We start from the raw sequence: 22,804 nt of genomic DNA, 5'->3' as shown, positions 1-22,804 counted from the left end.
ATCGCAGTGCTCAACAATAAAAAACACAGGCGTTTACTCATCGATTCTGCCGGCACACTCACACCCTGAGGTCAGAACCACAATGAACAAGCACATCGGCACCATTGCGCGTTGGCGCATGCAGATCTTCGCTGTCACCTGGCTCGCTTACGCCGCGTTCTATTTCACCCGCAAAGCCTTTTCGGTGGCCAAACTGGGCATCGCCGAAGACCCCAGCTTCACCCTCGACAAAATGGCCATGGCCAACCTCGACGCGATTTACCTGGCGGCCTACGCCATCGGCCAGTTCACCTGGGGCATGCTCGCCGACCGCTTCGGCCCACGGGTCGTGGTGCTTGGCGGTTTGCTGATTTCCGCTGCGGCAGCGCTGGTGATGGGCAGCTTCGCCACCTTGCCGATCTTCGCTACCTGCATGCTGATTCAGGGGCTGGCACAGTCCACCGGCTGGTCGGGGCTGTGCAAGAACCTCGGCAGTTTCTTTCCTTCCGAACAACGCGGGCGAGTGCTCGGGTTGTGGAGTTCCTGTTATGCATTCGGCGGTCTGGTGGCCTCGCCGTTCGCCGGTTGGTGGGCCTACACGCTGATTGGTTCGTGGCACGCGGCGTTCATTTCCAGCGCCGCAGTGGTCGCGGTGGTGGCGGTGTTGTTCTTCATCTTCCAGCGCGACAAACCGGAAGACGTCGGCCTGCCCGCCGTAGAGCCAGAGCCGGTCATCAGCGCCGAGGAAGCCGAAGCCAACAGCAAACTCAGCGTGTGGGAACCGCTCAAGGAAATCCTGCGCAACCGTACGGTGCTGGTACTCGGGCTGGCGTATTTCCTGCTGAAACCGGCGCGTTACGCGATTCTGCTGTGGGGCCCGGTGATCGTGTTCGAACAGATGCCCTCGGTCGGCAAGGTCGGCGCGGCGATCATCCCCACGGCGTTTGAACTGGCCGGTCTGCTGGGTCCGATCATGATTGGCCTGGCCTCGGACAAACTGTTCGGTGCCCGACGCATGCCGGCCTGCGTGTTGAGTCTGCTGGCGCTGACCGTGACCCTTGCGCTGTTCATGGGCGCCTTGCACACCGGCAGCGTGATGCTGGTGGTCGCACTGTTGTTCGTCATGGGCCTGACCCTGTACGGCCCGGACTCGATGATCAGCGGCGCGGCTGCGATCGATTTCGGCAAGGCCAAGGCTGGCGCCACGGCGGCGGGATTCGTCAACGGCTGTGGCTCGGTCGGTGCGGTGCTCGGAGGTTTGCTGCCGGGCTACTTCGACTCGGTGACGGTGTTCATCGTGTTCGCCGGTTGTGCGCTGTTCTCGGCGCTGGTGCTGATTCCACACTGGAACAGCCGCCCGGTCGGCGTCATGGAGCCACGTGCCTACGTGCCCAATCGTGCCCTGACCATCAAACCCCTGCGTAACTGAATAAACCCTGCCTCGCGGCCTGCTGCGGCACTCGCGGCAGGCTGTGCCGTGGCCGACTGACTGGAGAACTTTCATGAGACCGTTTTGGCTGGAGCAGGCTTTGCAGCTCGACACCTCCGAACCTTGCCCGCCGTTGCAAGGCGACGTGCGCACCGACGTGTGCATCGTCGGCGGCGGTTACACCGGGTTGTGGACGGCGATCATGCTCAAGCAGCAGAACCCCGAACTCGATGTGGTGCTGATCGAAGCCGACATCTGCGGCGCCGGCGCCAGTGGGCGTAACGGCGGTTGTGCGTTGTCGTGGTCGGCGAAGTATTTCACCCTCGAGCGGCTGTTCGGCGTCGAAGAGGCGGTGCGGCTGGTCAAGGAGTCGGAGCGCAGCATCCACGCCATCGGCGAGTTCTGCGAGCAGTACGGCGTCGATGCCGATTACCGACTCGATGGCACGCTTTACACCGCCACCAACCGCGCGCAATGCGGCTCCACCGACGCGGTGATTGCGGCGCTGGAGCGCAATGGCATCAACTCGTTTACCCAGCGGCCGGTCGCCGATGTACAGCGCATGGCCGGTTCGGCAAAACACCTGGAGGGCTGGTTCTCGCCGGCCGCCGCCAGTGTGCAGCCGGGCAAATTGGTGCGTGGCTTGCGCCGGGTGGCGTTGCAGTTGGGCGTGCGAATTCACGAAAGCACGGCGATGACCGGGCTGGAAGAGGGCCGTCCGGCTCGTATTCACACGGCGAACGGCTGCGTGACCGCCGACCGCGTGGTGCTGGCGATGAACGCGTGGATGGCCCGTGCTTTTCCGCAGTTCGAGCGTAGCGTGGCGATCGTTTCCAGCGACATGCTGATCACCGAACCGCGTCCGGATCTGTTGCAGGAAATCGGTTTGACCAGTGGTGTCACCGTGCTCGACTCGCGGATTTTCGTGCACTACTACCACAACACCCCGGACGGTCGGATCATGCTCGGCAAGGGCGGCAACACCTTCGCCTATGGCGGGCGGATGCTGCCGGTGTTCGATCAGCCCTCGCCCTATACCGGGTTGCTCAAACGCAGTCTCGATGACTTCTTCCCGGCGTTCGCCGATGTGAAAGTCGACGCAACCTGGAACGGCCCTTCGGATCGCTCGGTCACCGGCCTGCCGTTCTTCGGCCAGATGAGTGCCAGCGGCAACGTCTTTTACGGTTTCGGTTATTCCGGCAGTGGCGTCGGGCCGTGCCACATGGGCGGGCAGATTCTCGCTTCGCTGGTGCAGGGCCTCGACAACCCGTGGACGCGTTCGCCGCTGGTCAACGGGCCGCTGGGTTACTTTCCGCCGGAGCCGATCCGCTACCTCGGCTCGCTGATGGTGCGCAACGCCATTCGCCGCAAGGAGCGCGCCGAGGATCACGGTCGGCGGCCCCGGCACTTCGATGTGCGTCTGGCGAAATTCGCGGCGGCGGCGGGCAAGGCCGACAAAGGTTGATCGTCAACGCGGCGGGGCGGAGCGGTTGAGCAGCCAGTCGAGCAAGAGGTCGTCGTCGGGCTCGGTTTCTTTCGGCTGTGCCGGTCGGGGTCGGCAGACGTCGAGGCAGAGGATCGGCCGGTCGGGATCGCTGTCGAGAAAACTCACCCAGACCTCGCTGCCGGCGCAGGGCAGATCTTCCCGAGGCAGGCCGCCGCCGGCGTGGGGCATGACCACTGGCAACCACAGTCCTTCGCTGGCGCTGGCATCAGGTTGGTCAGGCCATAACCGCACGGCGATCCGTCCCTGATCGTCCACCTGCGCCGGTTGCCCCGGCGCGCCAAGCACTTGCGCCGGCTGATACCCCGGAATGCCCGGGCGCGGTTGTTTCGGCGGCGGGCGAAACGGGGTCGACCAGGGCAGCGCGGTGAAGTCGTTGTGATAGCGACGAACCGTCGGCACGGGATCGAGAATCGAAGGTTGCTGGCCCTGATGACGCAAATCGGTGATCAGCCACTGCTCGTTGAACGCGTTTACCGGGTGCTCCATGACTTGCAGCAGGCGCCCGCTGAGCAGTCGAGGACAATCGCTGCGGCCCTGAATCGAGCGCGACCGGCAGCGTTGGCGTTCCAGCAGGCGACGACTGCGCTGGGCCGCGTGGCGGTGCGCAGTCGGCAGAAATCCCGGTGGCGCGAAGGCACTGTCCAGTGTGTGATTGGCGGCCTCCTGGCCCGTAATCGAATGCCCTCGCTCACGCACGCCGGCAGGAATCTGAGGCAGCACCGCCTCATGGCGCTGGAACAGGCTGCTGAGGCCGGTTGCCGGCGCATCGATCTGCGTGTTGAAAGCAATCGCCGTCGGTTGCTGCGGCAGGCTCAGACTGTCATCGGCGAACACCACCACATGGCCGTCCGGCTGATGTTCGAAGTGATAGTGGATGCCTTCCTCTTCACAAAGCCGTTGCACAAAGGCCAGATCGGTTTCCTCGTACTGAATGCAGAACGGGCGCGGCGGGTAGTGGCCGACGGTCATCTCGATCCGGTAGCTGTGGGCAGGCAGGTGATGTTCGCTGAGCAGTTGCTCAAGGATGGCCGGCACGTTCAGTTGCGTGAAGACCCGGCGTACGGGATGTTGCTCCAGCGCTTGCAGATGCGGCATCAGCACCAGTTGGTAGGCGATCCGGTGCGTCGCGCGGTGTTCGCAACTGGCGCTTTGGATGATGCCGTGAATCCCGTGGTCGTCATCCAGGTGCAGAAACGCCGCCTGATGCAGCAGCGTGCCGGGTGACCACGCGGGTGCCAGGCCCATGACTTCGATTTCAAACCGAAAGGGCTGATTCAGCGCTTCATGACCGCTGAAGCGCAGGACCGGCAGGCTTATCCCGCCTTCGGCCAGGGTCAGCGAAAACGGACTTTCCTTGTCATTGAGCATTCGGGCGGGCTCTGTTCAGGCAATACGGGCCACAGAGGGTACGAAAACGCGACGTTGAATGGACGTGGCAAACCGGTTTTTCAGAATCGCCCTACAAGGCGCGTAGAAGATGTCGATGCGCATCGGAATTTTTGGTCGATTGCCGACTTTAGGCCGTATAAACTTGGCGCCATGCGTCGGCCAATAGATGTCTCGGCGCCACAGATCAAGAGAGTGAGTAATGGGCGCACAGTGGAAGGTTAAACACAAAGAAGCGGCAGCCAACGCCAAGGGCAAGATCTTCGGCAAACTGGTGAAGGAAATCACCATTGCTGCGCGTAACGGTGCCGATACCGCCACCAACGCACACCTGCGTCTGGTGGTCGAACAGGCCAAGAAAGCCTCGATGCCCAAGGAAACCCTGGACCGCGCCATCAAGAAGGGTGCTGGCCTGCTGGGCGAAACCGTTCAATACCATCGCGTGACCTACGAAGGTTTCGCACCGCATCAGGTGCCGCTGATCGTCGAGTGCGTGACCGACAACATCAACCGCACCGTGGCGGAAATCCGCGTGGCGTTCCGCAAGGGCCAACTGGGTGCTTCCGGTTCCGTTGCCTGGGACTTCAACCATGTCGGCATGATCGAAGCGTCGCCGGACACCCCGGACGCCGATCCTGAGATGGCCGCGATCGAAGCCGGCGCCCAGGATTTCGAGCCGGGCGAAGAGGGCGCGACCCTGTTCCTGACCGACCCGACTGATCTGGACTCGGTGCAGAAAGCCCTGCCGGAACAAGGCTTCACCGTGCTGTCGGCCAAACTGGGCTACCAGCCGAAGAACCCGGTCAGCGGCCTGAGCGACGAGCAGATGGCTGAAGTCGAGGCGTTCCTCGAAGGCCTGGACAACCATGACGACGTGCAGGACATGTTCGTCGGTCTGGCCGGCTGATTTTTCGAGTCAGTAACACCGCAATCGCGAGCAGGCTCGCTCCCACACTTGATCAGTGTTGTTCCCCTTTACAGGGGTGATACAAGTCGATCGTGGGAGCGAGCCCGCTCGCGATTGACCGCGCAGCGGTCATTACTGTTGCAGCACCTCAACGATCTCGCCAAACCCCGGCCGCGCCAGCACTTGCGGCTGACAGCAGCGCTGTTCCAGGGCTTCCAGCACCTGTCGCTGTTCATCGCTCAACCCCGAGTCGATGCGCGCCAGCAGTTCCCCCAGCAGAATCCCGAACGCCCGCACTTCGAGGCGTTGCAGTGCACGGGTTTCAGGTGTGTCCGCCGTGGCATGGAACGACGCCGCACCAAAATCCCCCAGCAGACAGTCGCCCTGATCGTTCAACAGAATGTTGTGTCCGTAGAGATCACCGTGGGTGATGCCGTGACGATGCAGATGCCCGGCGACCGACGCAATGCCCCGGGCGATGCGCAGGGCAACATCGGCACTGAAACGGCAATCCTCGGCATACACATCCCGTGAACAGGACGCCAGGCTCGGCAACCCGGCGAGGTTGCGGTAACTCGGATCGATCAACTGCATCACCAGGCCTTGCTGGTCATCGGGATGCTGGTCGATGCGGCCTTCGACGCGGATCAGGTTCGGGTGCAGCCCGGCGGTGATGCACGCGTTCATTTCATGCAGCGGCGAGCCGTCGCTGGTCATCTCGCCCTTGTACAACTTGACCGCCACTGGCGTGGCCGGCTGATTCGCGGGCAGCCACTGCGCCCGGTAAATGACCCCGGAAGCGCCTTCGCCCAGCCGTTGCTCCAGCTGCAGCGCCGACCAGTCGATCAGGGGCGCTTTGTCGAGGGCGGCGGCATCGGCTTCGGTTTCCAGCGGATTGCCGGCGTAGGCCAGCCAGGTCAGGCTCGGCAGGGTCAACAGCCATTGCGGCAACTCGGTCAACTGATTGGCGGCGATGCGGATCAGCTCCAGCCGATGGCACTGACTCAGTGACGGCGGCAGGGTGCGCAGGCGATTGCCGGCAAGCATGAGTTTTTGCAGCAACGGGCGCTCGCCCAGTTCCGTGGGCAGGGTTTCGATGGCGTTGTCGGTCAAGATCAGCCAGCGCAACTGCGGCGGCAGCGCCGCGCCGGGTATCTGAGTGATGCGGTTGGCCTTGAACCCGATCATCGTCAGCGCCTGGCACTGACCCAGGCACGCCGGCAATTGGGTGAACTGATTGTCGGAGCAGAACAGCACACGCAGGCGCGTCAGACGATGCAAGTCGTCCGGCAGGCTGCTCAGGGCGTTGCCGCTCAGATTGAGCACTTCCAGCGTGTCAGCCAGGTTGAAAATCTCCGGCGGAAATTCACTCAGGCCTTCGGCCAGATCCAGCCGGGTGATGCCCGACAGCTCGCCAGCGCGCAGTTGTGCAAGGGTGTGCATGAAAAGGATCGCTTTCGAGAAGGCGCGGGGCGCCGGAAATGGGCCGCATGATAACGGCAAATCAGCCCTGTTCGTGCACTTCGCGCAATTGCCCGAGCCGGCTGCGGGTGCGGGCCAGATCGATGGCCTGGCCGCCGAGGCTTTCGTGTAAGGGGAGTTGGCCGAGCAGGGTCAGGTGTTTGTCCTGGTCGTAGAGCACGTCGATCAGGTTGATAAAGCGCTGCTGGGCGGCGATCGAACATTCGCCCAGCTCCGGCAGTTCGTCGATGATCCAGTGGTCGAAGCGTCGACACAGTTCCAGATAATCCATCACCGCCGTGGGCTGTTCGCAGAGGTCGTTGAAGGTGAAACCGATGCGCCGGTCTTCGCACAGCCGCGCCTGCAAATGCCGGCTGCCGACCGCCAGAGGCAACGGCGTGGCGTCGAGTGGCGGCAGGTTCAAGGCGAGGCGCTGCGCCGGGGTGGCCGGCCAGACGTAATGGCCCTGGGTGAACATTTGATGCGCATGCCGGCGCGCCTGGGTGCGGTAATCGTGCGGGCCACCGACTTCCATGACCTGCATGCGCGCATTGATCAGGTCTATTACCGGTTTGAACCGCGCGTGGTACAGCGGGTTGGGCAGCAAGCCTTCGGGCGGGTAGTTGGAGGTCACCAGTAACAGGATTCCGCGCTTGAACAGCGCCTTGAACAGACGGGTGATGAGCATCGCATCGCCGATGTCATGTACATGAAATTCGTCGAAACACAGCACCCGACAGTCCGTCAGCAACGTATCGAGAGTGACGGCGAGGGCGTCATCGCGGTCGCGGTGCTCGAACATGCCCTGATGCAACTGGGCAAAGAACCCGTGGAAGTGCAGGCGGCGTTTTTGCTCGATCGGCAACGCCTGGAAAAATCCGTCCAGCAACCAGCTCTTGCCGCGCCCGACCGCTCCGTGCAGATACAGGCTGGGCGGGGTTTGCGCAGGGGTGCCGAACAACAGACCGGCCTGATGAGCCATGCAGTCGATGACCCGCTGCTGGCTGTGGCTGAGGGTGTAGCCCTGGCCGTGGGCCTTTTGCCGGAAATAGTCACGCACCGATTGCGCGCTGGCGGCGCACTGGCCCGCGTTTGTGACGGAGCGTTTGCCGAAGAAATGGCGCAAGGCTGACCAGCGCTGAGTCAGACGCGAACGGTCGGGCGGTCGGGCGGGCACAGCAATCACTCCGTCATCATCGGGCCGGCTCCCGCGAGCGCGGCGGGGTAGTTTAACCAGACGGGTAGTTTTGCTTCCACTGCGCCTTATCGTTTTTCCGCAGAGCAATCTGCGGCGTGTACAGGATTTTTCAACGCTTTAAATCGACGTGTTGCCAACCTTTCGAAACAAATCCCGGCGACTGACTGGATCCAATCGACTGGCGCAATCGGCGTGCGTTGCTAACCTGAAACACTGTAACGACAGAGACGCTGTCGCCATCAAGGAACGGGCGGTGAATGCAGGGATGGTCTGGGCATTGCTGGGCGGGCTCGCGACACCGGTCCACGCCGCCGACCTTCAGGTCGAGGTGCGGGTCGATGTGCAGCGCGGTTGCCAGTTGATCGGCCAGCAACGCGAGGCCGGTATCGAGCAACTGGGCGTGCTCGATTTCGGCACCACGGCGCGGCTCGGCGACCGGGACGGGCCACTCGGTGCGGCGCTGACCAATTCGCGTCTGCCACGCCTGGAATGCAACCCGGACACCCCGTACCAGTTGCGCGTCGATGGCGGCCTGCACGGTGGCATTGGCGAGGTGCGTTATATGGCGGGAGAGGCCGGCAGCAAGCCGATTCCTTATCGCCTGTATCAGGACCCTGCGCGGCGGGTGCCGCTGGTGGTGGATATGCCGGTCAGCGGCCGGGTGCCGGATAGCGGCACGGTGGACTTGCCGTTATACGGGCGGATCGAGCGGATGGCGGAGGTGCCACGGGTCAGCCGGTATTCGGATCTGGTGAAGGTGACGGTCACCTGGTGATCGCGGAGTTTTTCAGCCATTCGGTGGAGCCGGGTGGCGCAGGGAAGGGCGTTCAATGACGAGCGCAGTGGTCGAGTGATCCTGAAGGAGTAGGGGCTCAATGATGGGCAGACACGGGCGGGTAATCGCCGCAGCCACATTGCTGTTGTTCACCGAGACCGCGGCAGCGGCAGTCAGTGGGCAGATCCTTGCGCGGCTGACGCTGATTGCCGGCTGCGAAGTGACCAACGCAACCAGCCCCGCCAGCCCGGTGGATGGGCTGGGCTCTCTCGATTTCGGCCAGCAGGGCCCGACCTGGAACGCACCGATCAAAGCCAGTCTCAGCGAAGCGGGCAGCGGCCAGCTGAATGTCGCCTGCAATCCTTCGGTCACCGGGTTCACCGTGACCATCGACGGCGGTAGCCATGGCGACGGCTCCACACGCCGCCTGAGCAACGGGCGCCAGACGCTCCCCTATCAGCTATTCCTCGATGCCTCGGGCAGCCAGAGCTACAGCATCGGTCAACAACACAATTTCGCTGTCACCAGCGGCGCACAGATACCCATCCCGGTATTTGGCTCGGTGGTGGCGAACACCCGTGCGGTACCGGCCGGTGTCTATACCGACACCCTGACGGTGACGCTCGACTGGTAACCCCGTAGAGGACGGACACCATGCGTACGATTGCATCAAGGATAGGTTTGTCGTTGCTCGGCCTGACGCTCGCTTCCAGCGTCAATGCCGCCACCACGGTCACCGGCCAGATCACCTCCAGCCTGATCCTCATCAGCAGTTGCCAGGTCAACGGTTCCGGCGGTTCTACCGGGCTGAACTTCGGTGCGTTGAACTTCGGCACCGCCAACAGCCTGTTCACCACAGCCACCGGGCAGGTGCTGGGTGGCGGGGGCGGGGCGCTGTCGATCCTGTGCTCGGCCGGCACCACGCCGACGGTCAAGGTCCGCGCCGGCGCCCATGACGGGCTCTCGCCGGGTGGTACCCGCGCGTTGTACGACGGGGTTGCCAACTATGTGCCGTACGATCTGTACACCGACGCCGGGCACTCGCAATTGCTGGCCATCGACGGGGTGATCAACCTCGCCGCCAGTACCGGTGTGGCGCAGACCGTGAACATCTACGGTCAGGCGGTGGGCAAGGCCGGGCTGCCGGCGGGCACCTACACCGACACGATTTCCGTTGAACTGACGTTCTAGTGTCATGGGCCGACATCGCTGTGCGGCGCTGCTTCTGCTGTGTGCGGGCAGCTTGCCGCTGCCGTTGGCGGCGGTGACCAGCCAGAGTTTTCAGGTCAGTGCCACGGTGACACCGGGTTGTCTGGTGGTGGGGGGCGTATCGAACTATGGCGGGCTGAATTTCGGTTCGCGTTCGGCGCTGGCCACCGGCACGGTGCAGGTCGCGTTGACCGGTGGCGTCACGCTGCAATGCACGCCGGGGGTGGCGCTGAACATGACGGTCGATGGCGGCCAGTACAACAGCGGCGGGCGACGCATGCAGATCAGTGGAGGCAGCGCGAAGGTGGCGTATGCGCTGTTTCGCGATGCGGCGTACAGCCAGAGCCTGGGCATTGGCCAGAGTGTGGCGGTGGCCTACAGCGACGCGAACAACATCAGTCTGCCGATCTACGGTCAGGTGCAATTGCCGGGCAATCAGCCCGTGGGGACATACAGCGATGTGTTGCAGGTGCAGCTGTCGTGGTGATGTGAAATGACAAGGAGCAGGTTTATGGGGTTTTTCACGTCACGCTATTCGTCCGTTTGTTGCGCCGTGCTGGCGCTGGTCATGTTCGGGACGCTCAAGGCCCAGGCCGCCAGTTCGGTGCTGATCTGGCCGATCGATCCGGTGCTGGAGGCCGATCAGCAGGCCAGTGCGCTGTGGCTGGAAAATCGCGGCACGGAAACCGCCAACCTGCAGATCCGCGTGTTCGGCTGGAGCCAGAGCGGTTTCGAAGAGCAATACCGCAATCAGCGCGAGGTGATCGGCAGCCCGCCGGTGGCGAAGATCGAGCCGGGCCAGAAGCAACTGGTGCGCCTGACCCGCACCAAGGACGTGCCGCCAGGCCAGGAACTGGCGTACCGGATCATCATCGATGAAATCCCCTCGGCTCAGCCCCCCGTTGCCGAAGACGGCAAGACCGCTGCGGCGATTCGCTTCCAGATGCGCTACTCGGTGCCGCTGTTCGCCTATGGCGCGGGCCTGTGGAGCAAGGAAGACAGCGCCCGTCAACGTGACCCCAAGGGCATCGGCCTGCCGCAACTGAGCTGGCGCACGGTGGCGGTGGAGGGGCGTCCTTATGTGGAAGTGCGCAATCAGGGCGCGGTTCATGCGCGACTGACCGATGTGGCCATAAAGCAGGGCAGCCAAAGCAAGCCGCTGGCCGAGGGATTGCTCGGCTACGTATTGCCCGGCGCGGTAATGCGCTGGCCGGCACCGGGACCGGTGGCGGGAGAGCTGGCCGGGCGGATCAATGGCGCGGCGAAGGTGCAGAGCATTCCGCCGGCGCGATAGCCGTAGCGAGTCATGTCGAAACTTTCGGGTTTCGGCACCAGCGGTTTCAGGAGGAATCAGTCCATTGACGGACGTAACACGCTAATGAGTCCAGGATGGGCTCGACGTATTCAGCGTCCGTTGTGGCTCATGACCGGCGCGTGGTGCCTGATGTTCATTCATCCATCCGGGGCCGGCGAATTGCCGCCGCCTCCCAGCGGCATGGAGGCCGTCAGCGATGCACAGTTGTTTCTGGAACTGGTGGTCAACCAGATGAATACCGGCCGGGTGGTGGCGGTGGAGCAGCGCGGCGGGCGCCTGTTCCTGCCGGCCAGCGTATTGCGCGACACCGGCATGAAGCTGCCGGAAGAGGCCGGTGCCGAAGTCGATCTAGACGGCCTGCCGGGCCTGCACAGCGATTACGACAGCGTCAGCCAGCGACTGCTGCTCGACGTGCCACCGGACTGGCTGCCGGAGCAGTTCATCGGCAACCGTGAAGTCTATCCGCGCACCCCGGCGCTGAGCAGTTTCGGCGCGTTGTTCAACTATGACCTGTACCTCAATGACACCGACGACGCCGGCACCTATCTGGCGGCGTGGAACGAAGTGCGGGTGTTCGACAGTTGGGGCACGTTGTCGAACACCGGGCAATATCGCCGTACGTTGTCGGGGGATGCGGTCAGCACGCTGGACAATGGTTATCTGCGTTACGACACCACCTGGCGTTACTCCGATGACGAACGGATGCTGACCTACGAGGCCGGGGACGTGGTCAGCGGCGCCTTGCCCTGGAGCAGTTCGGTGCGGCTGGGCGGTGTGCAGTTCTCAAGGGATTTTGCAGTGCGTCCGGATCTGGTGACCTATCCGCTACCGCAATTTGCCGGGGAAGCGGCGGTGCCGTCCTCGGTGGATCTGTTCATCAACGGCTACAAATCCAGCAGCACCGACCTGCAACCGGGGCCGTACACCCTGACCAACATTCCGTTTATCAACGGCGCGGGTGAGGCGGTGGTGGTGACCACCGATGCGCTGGGCCGGCAGGTGTCGACCACGGTGCCGTTCTATGTCACCAGCAGCCTGCTGCAAAAGGGCCTGAGCGATTTTTCGGTGGCCGCCGGTACGCTACGCCGGGATTACGGCCTGAAGGATTTCAGCTATGGGCCGGGCGTCACCTCGGGCAGTTTGCGTTATGGCGTCAGCGACACCTTTACTCTGGAGAGTCACGCCGAGGCGGCGGATACCCTGACGCTCGGCGGGCTGGGCGGTAACTTGCGGCTGGGCAATTTCGGGGTGCTCAACAGCGCGATCAGCCAGAGCCGTTTCGACGGCGATGGCGGTCAGCAATTGAGCCTCGGTTATCAATACAGCGGCCAACGCTACAGCTTTTCCTATCAGCGTTTGCAACGCCGCGACCGTTACGCCGACCTGACCGTGGTCGACAGCCCTTACACCACACTCAGCAAGCGCAGTGAGCAGGCGACCCTGAGCCTCAACCTCGAACGCTGGGGCAGTCTCGGCGTCGGGTATTTCGACATTCGTGCGGCAGACGAAACCCGCACACGGTTGCTCAACCTGAGCTGGAGCAAACCGCTGTGGCGCAACAGCAGTTTCTACCTGTCGGCCAACCGCGAAATCGGCGACAGCAACTGGGCGGTGCAGGCGCAACTGGTGATTCCGTTCGACCTGCGCGGCAGCCTGGCCATCAGCAGCGAACGCAGCAAGACCGGGCAGACGCAGCAACGGGTCAACTACAGTCGCGCCGTGCCGTCCGAGGGCGGGGTGGGCTTCAATCTCGGCTATGCCAAGGGCGACGGCGCCGATTACCGTCAGGCTGACGTGACCTGGCGCCTGCAATCGGTGCAGTTGCAGGCGGGCGTCTACGGCACGTCCGACGCCGAAACCCGTTGGGCCGATGCCAGCGGTTCGCTGGTATGGATGGACGATCAAGTGTTCGCTGCCAATCGCATCGTTGATGCGTTCGTGGTGGTCAGCACCGACGGCTACGCGGACATTCCGGTGCGTTACGAGAACCAGCAGGTCGGCCAGACCGACCGTAACGGCCACTTGCTGGTGCCGTGGAGCAGCGCCTATTACCGCGGCAAGTACGAAATCGATCCGCTGAACCTTCCGGCCAACGTACGCAGCCCGAATGTCGAACAGCGTGTAGCGGTGCGCCGGGGCAGTGGCTATCTGCTGGAGTTTCCGCTGAGCCGGGTGATCGCCGCGAGTATCGTGCTGGTGGACGCGCAACAAAAGGAATTGCCGCTGGGCAGCGGCGTGCTGCACGAGCAGAGCGGTACGCGGACGGTGGTCGGCTGGGATGGGCTGGTCTATCTGGAAAATCTTCAGGCGCAGAATTCGCTGCGGGTGACTCTCGCGGACGGCAAGACCTGCAAGGCGCAATTCAGCGTCGACCTGCAGCAGGATGAAGTGCCGCTGATCGGCCCGCTGGTGTGCCAATGATCCGGGCGCGGTTTGTTTTGTGGCTGCTGTTGCTGTTGCCGGGACTGGCGCAGGCGCTGTGTTCGGTGGTCACCACCACACCGGCCGGGTTCGGGAACATCAGTTCGATCGCCGTGCGCACCACCTCGCAACCCAGTTCTACCCTGAACGGAGGCTTGAGTTGCACCGGTTCGCTGCTGTCTCTGTTGACCAACAATGACCATTTCTGGGCCACCGTTACCTCGACCCAGAGCGGTTTGCTCGGCCCCACCGGCGACGTGATCGGTTACACGGTCTACGCCAACAACAGCACCAGTTACCCGCTGACGCGCGGTACCGCCTATGATTTTGCCCGCAACGGTATCATCGATGCCTTGGGATTATTGGGCGGTACGGTGCCGAAAACCGTTCCGCTCTATTTCGGGACCACCATCGGCAGCAATGTGGCGGCTGGGATATATACCGAAACCCTGAGCATTTTCTGGAACTGGAATTATTGCTCGGGCATCGGTGTCGGCGGGCTTTGCCTGGGCCGCGACATCAACAGCGGTACCACGACACTGACGGTCAACCTGACGGTGTCCAACGACTGCACCATCACTGCCCCGAACATCGCTTTCGGCAGCGCGCCGGTGGTCAGCGCGTTCACCCCGGTGACCGGGCAGACCATCAACCTCGCCTGCACCAAGGGCAGTGCCTACACCGTGGGGCTGAACGACGGGCAGAATGCGCTGAGTGTCGGCGGACGGCGGCGGATGATTTCCGGCAGCAACTATCTGGCCTACGACATTTTCAAGAGCGCCGGGACCACCCGTTGGGGCAGTGTCGGTGCGGCCCGTCGGGCCAGCAGCGATGCCGAGGTCAACCCCGGCAACGGGCTGGGCACCGGCAGCCAGATCTTCAATTACAACGCGAAAATCTACACCGACCAGACCACACCACCCGCTGGGACCTATCTGGACAATGTGGTGCTGGATGTGGGGTTCTGAACCGGCTAGAAACTCACGGATTGCTTGAGCATTTTCGCCGCCGGGGTATCGGTCGGGCTGACCATTGCGTAGTTGTAGCCCTTGCCGGACCAGTACTCGGCCTGCAGATCCCCGTCCTGGCGGCTGCCCCGGGGCAGAAAGGTATTTTTAGGTCCCGGTGGGCGCACGTAGAAACTGACCTTGTGCCCGCTCTGGTCTTCATACATCACCATCGCCGCCGGGCCTTCATCGGTGCTCAGCAGACGGCCGCTGACCGGTGCAAAACCGGCCGACGTCAGGTCCGGCAGGCGATTGGCCTGAGTGAAATAACGGTCGAGCCAACGCTGGATATCGCCGTCACCATCGACCTTGTAGTCCGCCGGCAGAAGCCCTTGCTGGGCGATCAAACGGTACGCCTGCAAGGCATCCGTCATCGGTGCCGGGGGATGAAACACAGTCATGTCCCGGGCCTTCCAGCCTCCGACACCGCCGAGGCTGACGGCAATCAGCAGCACCGCCGCGCTGGCCCACTGGCGGCGTGACTGGCGTTTGAGGCGCTGACGGATCAGCGCCGGATCAAGGTCAGGATTGGCCGGTTGTTGCAAGGCACCGCCGAGGGCGGCGCGCAGGTGCTGGGCGTCCTGTTGCCAGGCGCGAACCTGCGCCGCTTCGTCCGGATGGCTGGCGAGCCAGGTTTCCAGCACATGCCGGTCGGCCTCGCTGAGCTGGTGGTCGACGTAGGCGTGCAGGTCACGTTCGTTGGGGGGCAGACTGATCATTTGAGTATCCGCAAGGAAGGGCTGCTGATTTCCCCGTCGCTGAGCTGGCGCAGGGCCTGGCGAGCACGGGACAGGCGCGACATCACGGTGCCGGTGGGGACGTCGAGAATCTCGGCGACCTCCTTATAAGTCAAGCCTTCCACCGACACCATCAGCAGCAGCGCGCGCTGTTCGGTGGGCAGTCGGTCGAAGGCCTGCAGGGTCGATTGGGCAATCACGGTACGTTCCACCGAGGGCTCGGCGTCGTCGCGGCCGGTGAAGAATTCGAGCATCCGCGCATAACGCCGCGAACGCCGATGCGCATCGAGGAATTGCCGGTACAGGATCGAAAACAGCCAGGCCCGCAGATCGCCGTCGGCGCGTTTGTCGCCCCAACCCGACAGCGCCCGCTCGAGGCTGGCTTGCACCAGGTCGTCGGCGCTGCTGCTGTTGCGTGTCAACGACAGCGCGAAGCGGCGCAATCTGGGGATCAGATCGCGTAATTGCTCGTCGAGTGTATTCATGACAGGGACATGCTCTGGGCCAGAAGCGCGGTAGTGGTAGGAAAGACGCCTCTCGACACAGCTTATTCCATTCCAGGAGTTGAAAGATTTCATTACTGGCGACGTAGGAAAGTTCGCCGCGTTCTGTAGTGCGTGTAATGGATTCAAATCTCCCGGCTCAACCCGTCCGACAAGCGCAAGCAGCCATCGATGTCGCCAACAGGCAATCGATGGACGAAGCGGCTGAAACGATGATTTGAGCAAAAGGGATGTTTGAGATGCATGCAATCGTAATGAATACCCCAGCCACACCGAGCGAAGGTTATGACGCCTGGCGGACATTCGGCTGCGGCCCGGTGGCCGAGCCCGAGTTTTCGTTGATCCACCGTGCGATCGAAGCGCGGGCGGCGACTCATCCGCAGCATGTGGCCGCGCGTTTTCAGGGGCAGAGCCTTACTTATGGCGAGTTGAACCGCCAGGCCAACCGGTTGGCCAGATTGTTGTCGAGCCATGGCGTAGCCCCGGGCGATCACGTGGCGCTGTTTGTCGAACGTTCGATCCCGATGCTGGTGGGCATGCTCGCGACCTTGAAGGTGGGGGCCGCCTATATTCCCCAGCATGTCGGCATTACTCCGGCCACGCAGTTGAGCCACATCATGTCGGTTGCTTCGACGCAGGTGGTGTTGACGCTTTCAACACTGGCCCACGGGATTCCGCTGACGACCGGGCAGCATTGCATTCATCTGGATACGTTCATCGACACGCCGGGCTTGGCCGCCGATGACGTGAATGTGGGGGCGGACATTTCGTCACCGGATGCCCTGTGTTTTGTGCTGTTTACGTCCGGCACGACCGGTCAGCCCAACGGTGTCAGGGTGACCCAACGCAATGTCTGCAACATTCTGCTGACCGGCCCCGGCAATCTCGGCATGGGGCCGGGCATGAACGTCGGGCAGATTCTCAATATCGCCTTTGACATGGCCGCCTGGGAAATCCTCGGGTGCCTGGCCCATGGCGCGACGCTGCTGATCCGGGGCAAGGACATTGCCGAAACCGCCGAGCAGTGTGACGTGCTCATCGCGACCCCATCGATTCTCGCCACGCTGGATCCGGAGCGCTGCAGTCAGGTGAAGGTGGTGGCCCTGGCCGGCGAACCGTGCCCGCAGCCCCTGGCTGATCGCTGGGCGTCCTTTTGCGATTTCTACAATGCTTGCGGCCCCACAGAAACCACCATCGTCAACACCATGCAGCATTACCGAGGCACGGGCCCGTTGACGATCGGCAAGCCAACGCCGAACAACACCGTGTATGTACTGGATGAAACGGGCCAACTGTGCGCGCCGGGTGAGCAGGGCGAAATGTGGGCCGGTGGCGACTGTGTGACGGCCGGGTATCTGGGCAATCCTGCCCTGACTGCCGAGCGTTACCGCCTCGATCCGTTTCTGGGACAGGGCCGCATGATGTTTCGCACCCGTGATCTGGGGCGCTGGACTGCTGACGGCGAACTGGAGCACCTGGGCCGGGTGGACGATCAGGTGAAAGTCCGGGGCTTTCGCGTTGAACTGGACTCGGTGTCGGCTGCGCTGGAGTCCGCACCGGGCTGCGAGCGCGCGGTGACCTTGAAGTTCGATAACCGTCATCTGGTGGCTTTCGTCTTCCCTGCATCCACGGACACCGATGTGGCGCGACGCCGTTGCGAGGAACGACTGGCCTATTACTGCGTGCCTTCGATGATTCTGCCGGTGGATGACATCCCGCTGACTTCAAGGGGCAAGGTCGACAAACGCTTGTTGCTTGAGCGGGCACAGGCGCATCAGGCGCAGCTCGCTGCCACACTGCAGGAGGCGGTGCAATGAGTCAGGTCGACGACGCTTTTGCCCTGCCACCGCGACGTCCGCTCTGGCGGCGCCTGGGAACGCTGCCGCTGTTTTCACATTACAACCGCCTGGTTGCGCTGGTGTTGCTGGCGAACCTCGGGGCGCTGGTGTACGGGATCACCGTCGGACAGTGGTGGTCGGCCTCGGAGGTTGCGTTGGAGGCATTGTCGCAGCTGGTGTTGGCGAACCTGTCGATGGCGATCCTGATTCGTCAGCAATACTTGATCAATCTGCTGTTCTGGCTGGCGACCCGGGCTCCCACGTGTTGGCCGCTGGCGATTCGTCGCTCGCTGGCCAAGGTTTATCATTTCGGCGGTTTGCACAGTGGCGGGGCGATGGCCGCGATTGTCTGGTTCGTTGTGCTGCTCGGCTCGATGATCTGGCAAAGGACCGACGGGGCAGGTGGGGTTTCGCTGACGCTGCTGGCGATCAGTGCCGCGCTTCTGGGGTTGTTGCTGCTGATGGCGATCATGGCGTTGCCGGGGATTCGCTCACGGTTTCACAACGCTTTCGAACGCACCCATCGGTTCGCCGGTTGGGCGGCGCTGCTGCTGTTCTGGGGCATGACGCTGGTGTTTGCCCGGGATCGTCATCCTGGCGCCGACTTGGCGCAAGTACTGTTGACGTCCGTTTCATTCTGGATGCTGCCGCTCCTGACACTCAGCATTGCCTTGCCCTGGCTGCGCCTGCGCAAGGTGCCAGTGACGCTGGTCAAACCGTCGTCGCATGCGGTGATTGCCCGGTTCAATCACCACACACCGTTCGCCGGATCCTCTACCGCAATCAGTCGCCATCCGCTGTGGGAATGGCACTCGTTTGCCAACATTCCTGCACCGGACGAACAGGGTTTTCGCCTGATCATTTCCCGTGCCGGCGACTGGACCGGTGAACTGATCGAGCAGCCGCCGAGCCATGTCTGGGTCAAGGGCATCACCACGGCAGGCGTCGCCCATATCGAAACCCTGTTCAAGTCAGTGGTGTACGTCGCCACCGGCAGTGGCATTGGGCCGGTGCTGCCGCATCTGCTGGCGCGGCAGGTGCCGATCCACCTGATCTGGTCCACCCGCAGTCCGCGCGAGACCTATGGTGATGCGCTGGTGGAGGAAATCCTGCAGGCACAACCCGATGCCCATATCTGGGACACCGACCGGTTGGGCAAGCCGGATCTGGTGGCGCTGGCGTATGCCGCCGTTCGAACCCACGGCGCGGAAGCGGTGATCTGTATTTCCAATCAGAAGCTGACCGAGCGAGTGGTCGAGGAAATGGAATCCCGGGGTATTCCGGCCTACGGCGCGATCTGGGATTCCTGACGGCGCGTCGGTGTTTTTCCACTCACTCCGCTATTCAAAGAGATTGCGATGAACCTATTGATTGAACGACACGGCCCCGTGGTACTGATCCGCCTCAACCGCCCGCACGCACGAAATGCGCTGGATACATCACTTATGCGCGAATTGCTGGAGGCCTTGCAACCGCTGGACAGTGATCCGGGTGTCGGATGTTTCCTCATTACCGGTACCCGGGATTATTTTGCTGCCGGAGCCGACATCAAGGAGATGTACGAAAAGTCCTGCCTGGAAGTGATCGAGGAAGACCATTTCGCCGGCTGGGATGCGTTTGCCGCTCTGCGCACGCCAAAAGTCGCCGCGGTGGCGGGCTTCGCATTCGGAGGAGGCTGTGAATTGGCAATGATGTGCGATGTGATCGTGGCGGCCGAGTCCGCGAAATTCGCATTGCCGGAAATCACTCTGGGCGTGATGCCGGGCATGGGCGGTACGCAACGCCTGACCCGGTTGATTGGCCGCGCCAAAGCCATGGACATGATACTGACCGGTCGCACACTGTCCGCCCGTGAGGCCGAGCAGGCAGGGTTGGTGTCGCGGGTGACAGACGCCGATCACCTGTTGGAGCAGGCCATGGACATTGCACAGCGCATCGGCGGATTTCCCCGCACGGCGACACGGGCTGCCCGGGAAGCGGTGGACCGGGCGTCCGAGTCGGGATTGCGCGAGGGCATACTGTTTGAACGACGCTCGTTTCACGGCCTGTTCGCGACACCTGGACAGAAGGAGGGCATGCAGGCGTTTCTGGAAAAACGCGCGCCGCGTTTCGATCAGATTTAGCCGGCCGCGATTGGACTCCGACGCCACTCCATGAAAGAAACTACAGTTCAGAGGGAATAATCCTACGAGGCGTGCGTCTCATAGCACCTTTCCCTATGGCCGATGGCCCTGGAGTCTTTCATGGTTGATCGCAGCTCACCGCCCGGCGGGCCTCAACGCCCGCCACTGAGTGCCGCGAACCTGGTGCTGCGTCTTGGCGGAATCGCCGTAGTGGTCGCAGCCCTGGCCGGGGCGTTTGCCTACGTCCATGGTTCATTTGACCCACAACGCCTGACGCCAAAAGCGTTGGTCGATGTGCTGGAAAAGAACAACGGTGTGCATCCCGGCTTTCGCCGCAATCACGCCAAAGGTGTTTGCGTGATCGGACATTTCGAGAGCAGCGGCGAGGCTCGCGCGTATTCTGTCGCGCAAGTGTTCAATGAGCCGCGCACGCCGGTGGTCGGGCGCTTTGCGTTGCCGGCCGGCAGTCCGTATGCGCCGGACAGCGCCGTACCGATCCGCAGTCTGGCGCTGCGTTTCACTCAGGCAAACGGCCAGCAGTGGCGCACCGGGATGAACAGCATGCCGGTGTTCCCGGTCGGCACGCCCGAGGCGTTCTATCAGTTGCAGCAGGCGCAATCGCCGGATCCCGCCACCGGTAAACCGGATCCGACCAAAGTGCCGGCATTTTTTGCCTCACACCCGGAAGCCGTGCCGTTTCTGACCTGGATAAAAACCGCCAAACCGTCGGCCAGTTACGCGACGGAAACCTACAACAGCGTCAACGCGTTCTATCTGGTGGATGCCAGCGGCAAGAAGCAAGCGGTGCGCTGGAGCATGACGCCTCTGGCCCAGGACGCTGCCGGTGCGACTGCGCCTGAAGGTAGCGATTTCCTTGAGAAAGACTTGGTGCAGCGCCTGGCCGAAGGGCCGCTGCGTTATCAGTTGAACATCACCTTGGCCAATGCCGACGATCCGGTGAACGATGCGAGCAAGACCTGGCCCGCCGGCCGCAAGGTGTTGAACGCCGGCACTCTGGTGCTGGAAAAGACCCAGCCGCAGCTCAGCGGCGAATGCCGTGACATCAACTACGATCCGCTGGTGCTGCCGGCCGGCATTCAGGGTTCCGACGATCCGTTGCTGGCCGCGCGCTCGGCCGGTTACGCCGATTCCTACCTGCGTCGCACCAGCGAAGTCAGCCAACTGCCAGCCGGCAAAAAGGAGGCTCGCCCATGAGCACGCAACCGACTCATTTCAATCCGCTGGCGCGGTTGCTGCACTGGCTGATGGCGTTGATGATCATCGCGATGTTGTTCATCGGCGCCGGCATGGTGACCTCGGTGTCGGCGCGGCATGAATGGTTGATCAATCTGCACAAACCATTGGGCATCGCGATACTCGCTTTGGTGATCGTGCGCATTCTGGTGCGGCTCGGCACCCGTCAGCCGCCGCTGCCGGCGGATCTGCCGGGCTGGCAGGTGATGGCGGCCAAGGCCTCTCATCTGTTGTTGTACGCGCTGATGTTGGTGTTGCCGCTGCTGGGCTGGGCGATGATCAGCGCGGCTGGGGATCCGGTGATGCTCGGCACGTCGCTGCAATTGCCGCCGATCGTGCCGGCGGATGCGCAGGTGTTCGCGTTGCTGCGCAAGGCTCACGGGTATCTGGCGTATCTGCTGTTCCTGACCGTGCTGCTGCACCTGGCGGCGGCGCTGTTCCATGGCTGGGTGCGCCGCGACGAGGTGCTCGACAGCATGCTGCGGGGACGCAATCGCGGTTGATCGTGTGTCAGTCCGACGTGGCGAGGGCGCAAGCAGCCTCGCCACGTTTCTGTTTGGCCACGGTGCTCCACCAATAAAGCAGCGCGACCGTGTTGATTGCGGCACCCAGCCAGCACACGCCCGGCCATCCTGCCCAGGCGTACATGGCCGTCGAGGCGATTGAGCCCAAGGCGCTGCCAATTGAGTAAAACAGCATGTAGCCGGCGGTCAGTCGGCTCTGCGCCTCCGGGCGGACGCTGTAGATCATGCTCTGGCTGGTGACGTGTACGGCCTGCAAGCCCAGATCCAGGGTGATGACGCCAAGCAGCAGTGCCCATAACGAAGACTGGGTGAGTGCGATTGGCAGCCATGAGCCCAGCATCAGCAGCAGCGACAGGCCGCTGACCCATTGCCCCAATCCTCGATCCGCCAGATGTCCGGCTCTGGCCGCGGCCAGTGCGCCTGCCGCGCCGGCGAGTCCGAACAATCCGATTTCACTGTGGGAAAGTGACAGCGGCGGGGCGGCCAGCGGCAACACCATCGGCGTCCACAAAACCATGGCGCTGGCGAAGGTGAGCAGGGCGAGGATTGCTCGTTGGCGCAGCACCGGTTCCTCACGAAACAGGCTGAACACTGAGGCGATCAGTGCCACGTAACGCGTGGTCGATCGTGCGTCTTCATCTTTGGGTAACACCCGAAACAGCAGCGCGGCCATCACCAGCGTCAACCCCGCCGACAGCAGATAGATCGAGCGCCAGCCGGCCAGATCAGCCATCCCCCCAGCCACCGTTCGCGCGAGCAAAATGCCGACGACGATACCGCTGGTGATCACGCCCACAACCTTTCCGCGTTGTGCCGGGACGGCCAGGGTAGCGGCGTAGGCGACCAGCACCTGGGTGACCACGGCCAGCAGGCCGGTCAGGGTGACGCCGATCAGTAGCCAGGCGCTGTTCGAGGCCAGAGCGATCATCAGCAAGGCAGCGGCGGACAACAGCGTTTGCGTGACGATCAACCGGCGGCGGTTGAGCATGTCGCCGAGGGGCACGAGCAATAACAGCCCGAGGCCGTAACCGACCTGGGTCAGCGTCATGACGATACCGATGCTGCCCGGCGACAGGCCGAAGGCGTCGGCCATCGCATCCAGCAGCGGCTGGGCGTAATACACGTTGCCCACCGCAAGGCCGCAAGCGATGGCGAAAAGCAGTACGACACCTTTATCGAGTGTTGCAGTGTTCATGTCCCGGATCCTTTCAGGTTTCAAATTGAAACTTGA

Annotated in this window: 21 protein-coding genes; 15 read left to right on the top strand and 6 right to left on the bottom strand. The window is 62.9% G+C overall.

Translation table 11 applies throughout. The features are described 5' to 3' along the window. Positions 1-82 precede the first annotated feature (82 nt). On the top strand, positions 83-1,408 hold the full coding sequence (locus GQX66_RS17220; RefSeq protein WP_007951542.1) for an MFS transporter: 1,326 nt from the start codon (positions 83-85) through the stop codon (positions 1,406-1,408). 73 nt (positions 1,409-1,481) lie between these two features. Then, positions 1,482-2,873: an FAD-dependent oxidoreductase gene (locus GQX66_RS17215; protein WP_240870167.1), complete on the top strand. Its 1,392-nt coding sequence runs from the start codon at positions 1,482-1,484 to the stop codon at positions 2,871-2,873. A gap of 3 nt (positions 2,874-2,876) precedes the next feature. Here GQX66_RS17215 and tssI read toward each other — a convergent pair whose 3' ends face one another. Further along, on the bottom strand, positions 2,877-4,283 hold the full coding sequence (gene tssI, locus GQX66_RS17210; RefSeq protein ID WP_240870165.1) for a type VI secretion system tip protein TssI/VgrG: 1,407 nt from the start codon (positions 4,281-4,283) through the stop codon (positions 2,877-2,879). Between the two features lie 220 nt (positions 4,284-4,503). Between tssI and GQX66_RS17205 the strand changes: the two genes are divergently transcribed. After that, the gene (locus tag GQX66_RS17205; RefSeq protein ID WP_007951538.1) at positions 4,504-5,208 is read left to right on the top strand and encodes a YebC/PmpR family DNA-binding transcriptional regulator; all 705 of its coding nucleotides are present in this window, start codon (positions 4,504-4,506) and stop codon (positions 5,206-5,208) included. A 132-nt stretch (positions 5,209-5,340) separates the two neighbouring features. On the opposite strand, the gene GQX66_RS17200 is transcribed toward GQX66_RS17205, so the two are convergent. Together GQX66_RS17200 and zapE are read right to left on the bottom strand one after the other, a co-directional pair. Continuing rightward, a complete protein-coding gene (locus GQX66_RS17200; RefSeq protein ID WP_085745928.1) occupies positions 5,341-6,651 on the bottom strand; it encodes a leucine-rich repeat-containing protein kinase family protein in 1,311 nt (436 codons plus the stop codon). A 61-nt stretch (positions 6,652-6,712) separates the two neighbouring features. Then, complete coding sequence (gene zapE, locus GQX66_RS17195; protein ID WP_240870164.1) at positions 6,713-7,846, bottom strand: cell division protein ZapE; 1,134 nt, start codon at positions 7,844-7,846, stop codon at positions 6,713-6,715. A 286-nt stretch (positions 7,847-8,132) separates the two neighbouring features. Between zapE and GQX66_RS17190 the strand changes: the two genes are divergently transcribed. From GQX66_RS17190 to GQX66_RS17160, 7 genes are all read left to right on the top strand, one after another. After that, positions 8,133-8,642 (top strand): spore coat U domain-containing protein, encoded by a 510-nt coding sequence (locus GQX66_RS17190; protein ID WP_240870231.1) that lies wholly within the window; start codon positions 8,133-8,135, stop codon positions 8,640-8,642. Positions 8,643-8,742: 100 nt separating this feature from the next. Further along, on the top strand, positions 8,743-9,276 hold the full coding sequence (locus GQX66_RS17185) for a spore coat U domain-containing protein (protein WP_240870161.1): 534 nt from the start codon (positions 8,743-8,745) through the stop codon (positions 9,274-9,276). 20 nt (positions 9,277-9,296) lie between these two features. Then, entirely contained in the window at positions 9,297-9,833 is a 537-nt protein-coding gene (locus tag GQX66_RS17180; protein WP_007951533.1) for a spore coat protein U domain-containing protein, read from the top strand. A 4-nt stretch (positions 9,834-9,837) separates the two neighbouring features. After that, positions 9,838-10,338: a spore coat U domain-containing protein gene (locus GQX66_RS17175; protein WP_240870160.1), complete on the top strand. Its 501-nt coding sequence runs from the start codon at positions 9,838-9,840 to the stop codon at positions 10,336-10,338. A gap of 24 nt (positions 10,339-10,362) precedes the next feature. Then, positions 10,363-11,145: a molecular chaperone gene (locus GQX66_RS17170; protein WP_240870157.1), complete on the top strand. Its 783-nt coding sequence runs from the start codon at positions 10,363-10,365 to the stop codon at positions 11,143-11,145. Between the two features lie 84 nt (positions 11,146-11,229). Next, a complete protein-coding gene (locus GQX66_RS17165) occupies positions 11,230-13,587 on the top strand; it encodes a fimbria/pilus outer membrane usher protein (protein ID WP_240870156.1) in 2,358 nt (785 codons plus the stop codon). Next, complete coding sequence (locus GQX66_RS17160) at positions 13,584-14,555, top strand: spore coat U domain-containing protein (protein ID WP_129972680.1); 972 nt, start codon at positions 13,584-13,586, stop codon at positions 14,553-14,555. The genes GQX66_RS17165 and GQX66_RS17160 overlap by 4 nt, the downstream gene beginning before the upstream one ends. Before the next feature lie 5 nt (positions 14,556-14,560). Here GQX66_RS17160 and GQX66_RS17155 read toward each other — a convergent pair whose 3' ends face one another. Beyond that, positions 14,561-15,313, bottom strand: a complete 753-nt coding sequence (locus GQX66_RS17155; RefSeq protein WP_129972681.1) for an anti-sigma factor — start codon at positions 15,311-15,313, stop codon at positions 14,561-14,563. Continuing rightward, positions 15,310-15,816 (bottom strand): sigma-70 family RNA polymerase sigma factor, encoded by a 507-nt coding sequence (locus GQX66_RS17150; RefSeq protein WP_129972682.1) that lies wholly within the window; start codon positions 15,814-15,816, stop codon positions 15,310-15,312. Before GQX66_RS17150 ends, GQX66_RS17155 begins: the two co-directional genes overlap by 4 nt. A 272-nt stretch (positions 15,817-16,088) precedes the next feature. Here GQX66_RS17150 and GQX66_RS17145 point away from each other — a divergent pair, with 272 nt between their 5' ends. The 5 genes from GQX66_RS17145 (at position 16,089) to GQX66_RS17125 (ending at position 21,552) form a co-directional block, all read left to right on the top strand. Then, entirely contained in the window at positions 16,089-17,651 is a 1,563-nt protein-coding gene (locus GQX66_RS17145; RefSeq protein ID WP_240870150.1) for an amino acid adenylation domain-containing protein, read from the top strand. Continuing rightward, positions 17,648-18,982: a hypothetical protein gene (locus GQX66_RS17140; protein ID WP_134022339.1), complete on the top strand. Its 1,335-nt coding sequence runs from the start codon at positions 17,648-17,650 to the stop codon at positions 18,980-18,982. The genes GQX66_RS17145 and GQX66_RS17140 overlap by 4 nt, the downstream gene beginning before the upstream one ends. A gap of 48 nt (positions 18,983-19,030) precedes the next feature. Then, positions 19,031-19,795 carry an enoyl-CoA hydratase-related protein gene (locus tag GQX66_RS17135; protein WP_240870149.1) on the top strand — a complete coding sequence of 255 codons (765 nt, stop codon included), beginning with the start codon at positions 19,031-19,033 and terminating at the stop codon, positions 19,793-19,795. A gap of 120 nt (positions 19,796-19,915) precedes the next feature. After that, a complete protein-coding gene (locus GQX66_RS17130) occupies positions 19,916-21,010 on the top strand; it encodes a catalase family peroxidase (protein ID WP_240870148.1) in 1,095 nt (364 codons plus the stop codon). Continuing rightward, on the top strand, positions 21,007-21,552 hold the full coding sequence (locus GQX66_RS17125; protein WP_085745942.1) for a cytochrome b: 546 nt from the start codon (positions 21,007-21,009) through the stop codon (positions 21,550-21,552). The genes GQX66_RS17130 and GQX66_RS17125 overlap by 4 nt, the downstream gene beginning before the upstream one ends. A 7-nt stretch (positions 21,553-21,559) precedes the next feature. Here GQX66_RS17125 and GQX66_RS17120 read toward each other — a convergent pair whose 3' ends face one another. Next, on the bottom strand, positions 21,560-22,768 hold the full coding sequence (locus GQX66_RS17120) for an MFS transporter (RefSeq protein WP_134022341.1): 1,209 nt from the start codon (positions 22,766-22,768) through the stop codon (positions 21,560-21,562). Between the last annotated feature and the right edge of the window lie 36 nt (positions 22,769-22,804).

The organism is Pseudomonas sp. B707 (assembly GCF_022496685.1).
In the GTDB taxonomy this organism is placed as follows: Bacteria; Pseudomonadota; Gammaproteobacteria; order Pseudomonadales; family Pseudomonadaceae; genus Aquipseudomonas; species Aquipseudomonas paraglycinae.
Note: the sequence above shows the minus strand (reverse complement) of the source record. Positions and strands in the feature narration are given on the sequence as shown.